Genomic DNA, 3309 nt, shown 5'->3' on the forward strand with positions numbered 1-3309 from the left:
CGGTCTACGCCGAAGACGGCATCGGCAGCACCGTGCTGGCCAGACGCAACCGGCAGAGAGCAACAGCGCCGCGCCGGCGGGGGAGATGGACGGCACGGAGGTCATCTACCTGCCCACGGCCAGCGGGCCGATGCCGGTGGCGGCGCAGATCAATGGCAGGCTGTATGCCATCGATGCGGACCACCTGAACACGCCACGGCGCCTGACCAACACGCAGGGCCAGGTGGTGTGGCAATGGCTGATCACGGGGTTTGGAGAGGCGAACCCGACGACCGGCGCCACGGGCTATGCACAGAGTGGGCAAGGTGCCACCAGCAGCTATAGCGAAGCGGTGAAGTTCGACCTGCGGTATCCGGGGCAGGTGTTCGATGAGGAGACGGGACTGGCGTACAACCTGAATCGGTACTACGACCGGGAGGGAGGGCGGTACATCCAGGCGGATCCGATTGGGCTGGAGGGGGGGTGGAACCGGTTCTTGTATGTGGGAGGAAATCCGGCCTCCTATACCGACCCGACAGGCGAGTTCGCAATCGCCATTCCGTTCATTCCAGCGATCATCACTGGGACAGATATTGCTATCGGAACGGGTTTAGGTGCGCTGAGCTATGGGTTGGATCGCATGTTTGCGAAACCGCCTAAGAATGCATATGACCCAAATGGACCTAAGGCGCCTGGTAAACCCAGTGATGCCGAAGGCTTCAAAGATCCTAAGGGGGGTGAAAGCTGGGTGCCCAATCCCAATCCAAAAGGTCCACGATATGGCTGGGAGGCTGCAGACGGTGGGGTATGGTGCCCTACAGGTCAAGGGGGTGCGCCGGGTTCGGGCACCTCAGGGCCAGCACACGGGGGCGCGCATTGGGATGTGCAGTATCCAGGAGGTGGTGGCTACAACATGTATCCAGGAGGAAAGCGTCGTGATCGATAAGCAGTTAATTTTATTGGCCAAACGTGTTTGGTATTATTCGGAATATGATGAGGCCGCATTCTTCGAATGGCTGGACAAGATTGCCTGCGTGGAGAGATATGAAGGTCAACTGGATGCTTTAAATATTTATGTAAACCATGATCGAATAGATGCAGGTTCTGTTTACGAGTTTCTAGGGCTATTTCGGAGATATGGTATAGACATGAAGCAATTGCAGGTATTCGACAGGGAAGAATTTGCAAGTTGGTTTCGTGATCCACGCGCCCATTGGTTTCAAGAAATATTTGGATAACGACGCGATGCGCTGCACCATCTGGGCTTAAGGGGGACGCGGCGGGGCGTCTGACGCTTATCCTCTACGAGGATAGCCGGCAAACGGGAGGAGGTTCATGAGGGCCATCTGGGCGCCTGCATTGCAGTTCATGGGTTTTGGGGCGTGGCGGGGGCGCAGATCAATAGCAGGCTGTATACCGTCGACGCGGACCACCTGAATGCCCCCCGGCGTTTGACGAAGGGCGAGTGAATAACCAAGGCCCTGCTGATCAATTACAAATCGGCCAACTTGACTCCATTGTTAAGGATTAAAGCGATGGCAACCCATATGAGTCTTCAGATAAGACATGAATTCCAAGATCTTTCAAAATTAGGGGCGGCTTTGGGGTTTCCGGTCGCAAGAATTTGGAGGTCTGGCGATCAGTGTAGATCTCCTAGTGGTGATTTGCTTGAAGGGTGCCATGAACAGTCTTATTTGGCGCTAAAAATCAGACCTCTTTCAAGGAGCATTCCAGAGGCTATTGAGTTAATACAGATCGCTTTTGCTCAGGTTTCTGTCGATCTGCTGCCGATTCTTAACGATCCAATTTTGCGGAAAATACTTTATTGCACGATTGAATCAGGAGGGGAGGAATTACGGCTTCCCGAGATAAAGGTTCTTTTTGATTTGGGGATTGAGCTTGGGTTTGATTGAAGCCTGAATGCGAGAGATTCGGTCGCCATGGCGGCAACAGTCGCGCCGTCACGAGCAGCCTGTACCGCCCACCGCCCACCGCTGACGATGAGCTACCAGACCCAGTACAGTCCCCTAGGCCCGCAGGTGTTCCACACCGCTACGCCTCCAAGCGATAAGTGAAAAGCGAGACGAACAGCACGAAAGTCATCTGATCGTTTATGTGGCAAATCAATTTGCCTTATGGCGCCTTCAGCCAGCAGCAGTTTCCATAGCGATGCATGGTGGCGGAGCACGAATGTCCCGGGCTTCAAACAAAGACGGAATCCATCCACTGAGCCTCCGGCTCGCCGCAACCAAATGCTGGATCAAACCCGTTTCGTGCACTATATTTTTGATAGCAACACAGCCATGATTTTCTAGGGCATGGGGTCTGTTTGGTCATGAACGAAAGCGCGGTAAAGGCGGCCGGCAAGCCCCCGCATGCGCAAAACACATGTCTCGGCCTTCAGCGTTTTCGCGGGAGTGAAATACACGTCTTGAAAGCCCCTGGCCCGCCCCGCCACCCAATGTGAAGCCAGGGTAAAGTTCCTTCCCCCCCACCGAACTCCCCGCGAACGGCTGACCGACAAGGGTTTCATCTCGGCGCACAATGTCGCGTTCGCCAATCCGCATCCAACAATGACCCTCACGGAACTCAAATACATCGTCGCTGTGGCCCGGGAGAAGCACTTTGGCCGGGCGGCCGATGCTTGCTATGTGTCGCAGCCCACGCTGTCGGTGGCCATCAAGAAGCTGGAAGACGAGCTGGAGGTCAAACTTTTCGAGCGCAGCGCGGGCGAGGTGTCGGTCACCTCGCTGGGCGACGAAATCGTGCGTCAGGCGCAGAGCGTGCTGGAACAGGCCGCCGCCATCAAGGAAATCGCCAAGCGCGGCAAGGACCCGCTGGCCGGGGCGCTCACGCTGGGCGTGATCTACACGATCGGTCCCTACCTGCTGCCTGAGCTGGTGCGCCATGCCATCGCGCGCACGCCGCAGATGCCGCTCATGCTGCAGGAGAACTTCACCGTCAAGCTGCTGGAGATGCTGCGCACCGGCGAGATCGACTGCGCGATCATGGCCGAGCCGTTTCCCGACACGGGCTTGGCGATGGCGCCGCTGTACGACGAGCCGTTCATGGCGGCCGTGCCCAGCAGCCACCCGCTGGCCGAACAGAAATCCATTTCCGCCGCGCAGCTCAAGAGCGAGACCATGCTGCTGCTGGGCGCGGGCCACTGCTTTCGCGACCATGTGCTGGAGGTCTGCCCCGAATTCGCGCGCTACGCGAGCAATGCCGAGGGCATCCGCCGCACGTTCGAGGGCTCATCGCTCGAGACGATCAAGCACATGGTGTCGGCCGGCATGGGCGTGACGCTGGTGCCGCGCCTGTCGGTGCCGC

General features: G+C 57.5%; 4 protein-coding genes. All 4 read left to right on the plus strand.

Annotation, left to right across the window (positions count from 1 at the left end; all coding sequences use genetic code 11):
• On the plus strand, window positions 1–925 hold a 925-nt coding region (locus tag AC27KI_RS21295; protein ID WP_487115702.1), incomplete at its 5' end, for an RHS repeat-associated core domain-containing protein.
• Entirely contained in the window at window positions 915–1217 is a 303-nt protein-coding gene (locus AC27KI_RS21300) for a hypothetical protein (RefSeq protein WP_487090448.1), read from the plus strand. The genes AC27KI_RS21295 and AC27KI_RS21300, both read left to right, overlap by 11 nt.
• Before the next feature lie 297 nt (window positions 1218–1514).
• On the plus strand, window positions 1515–1892 hold the full coding sequence (locus AC27KI_RS21305; protein ID WP_487090447.1) for a hypothetical protein: 378 nt from the start codon (window positions 1515–1517) through the stop codon (window positions 1890–1892).
• A 660-nt stretch (window positions 1893–2552) separates the two neighbouring features.
• Window positions 2553–3309 (plus strand): LysR substrate-binding domain-containing protein (locus AC27KI_RS21310; RefSeq protein ID WP_487115704.1); only part of this gene is annotated, 757 nt, incomplete at its 3' end.

Source organism: Acidovorax sp. KPB24-03 (assembly GCF_057546605.1).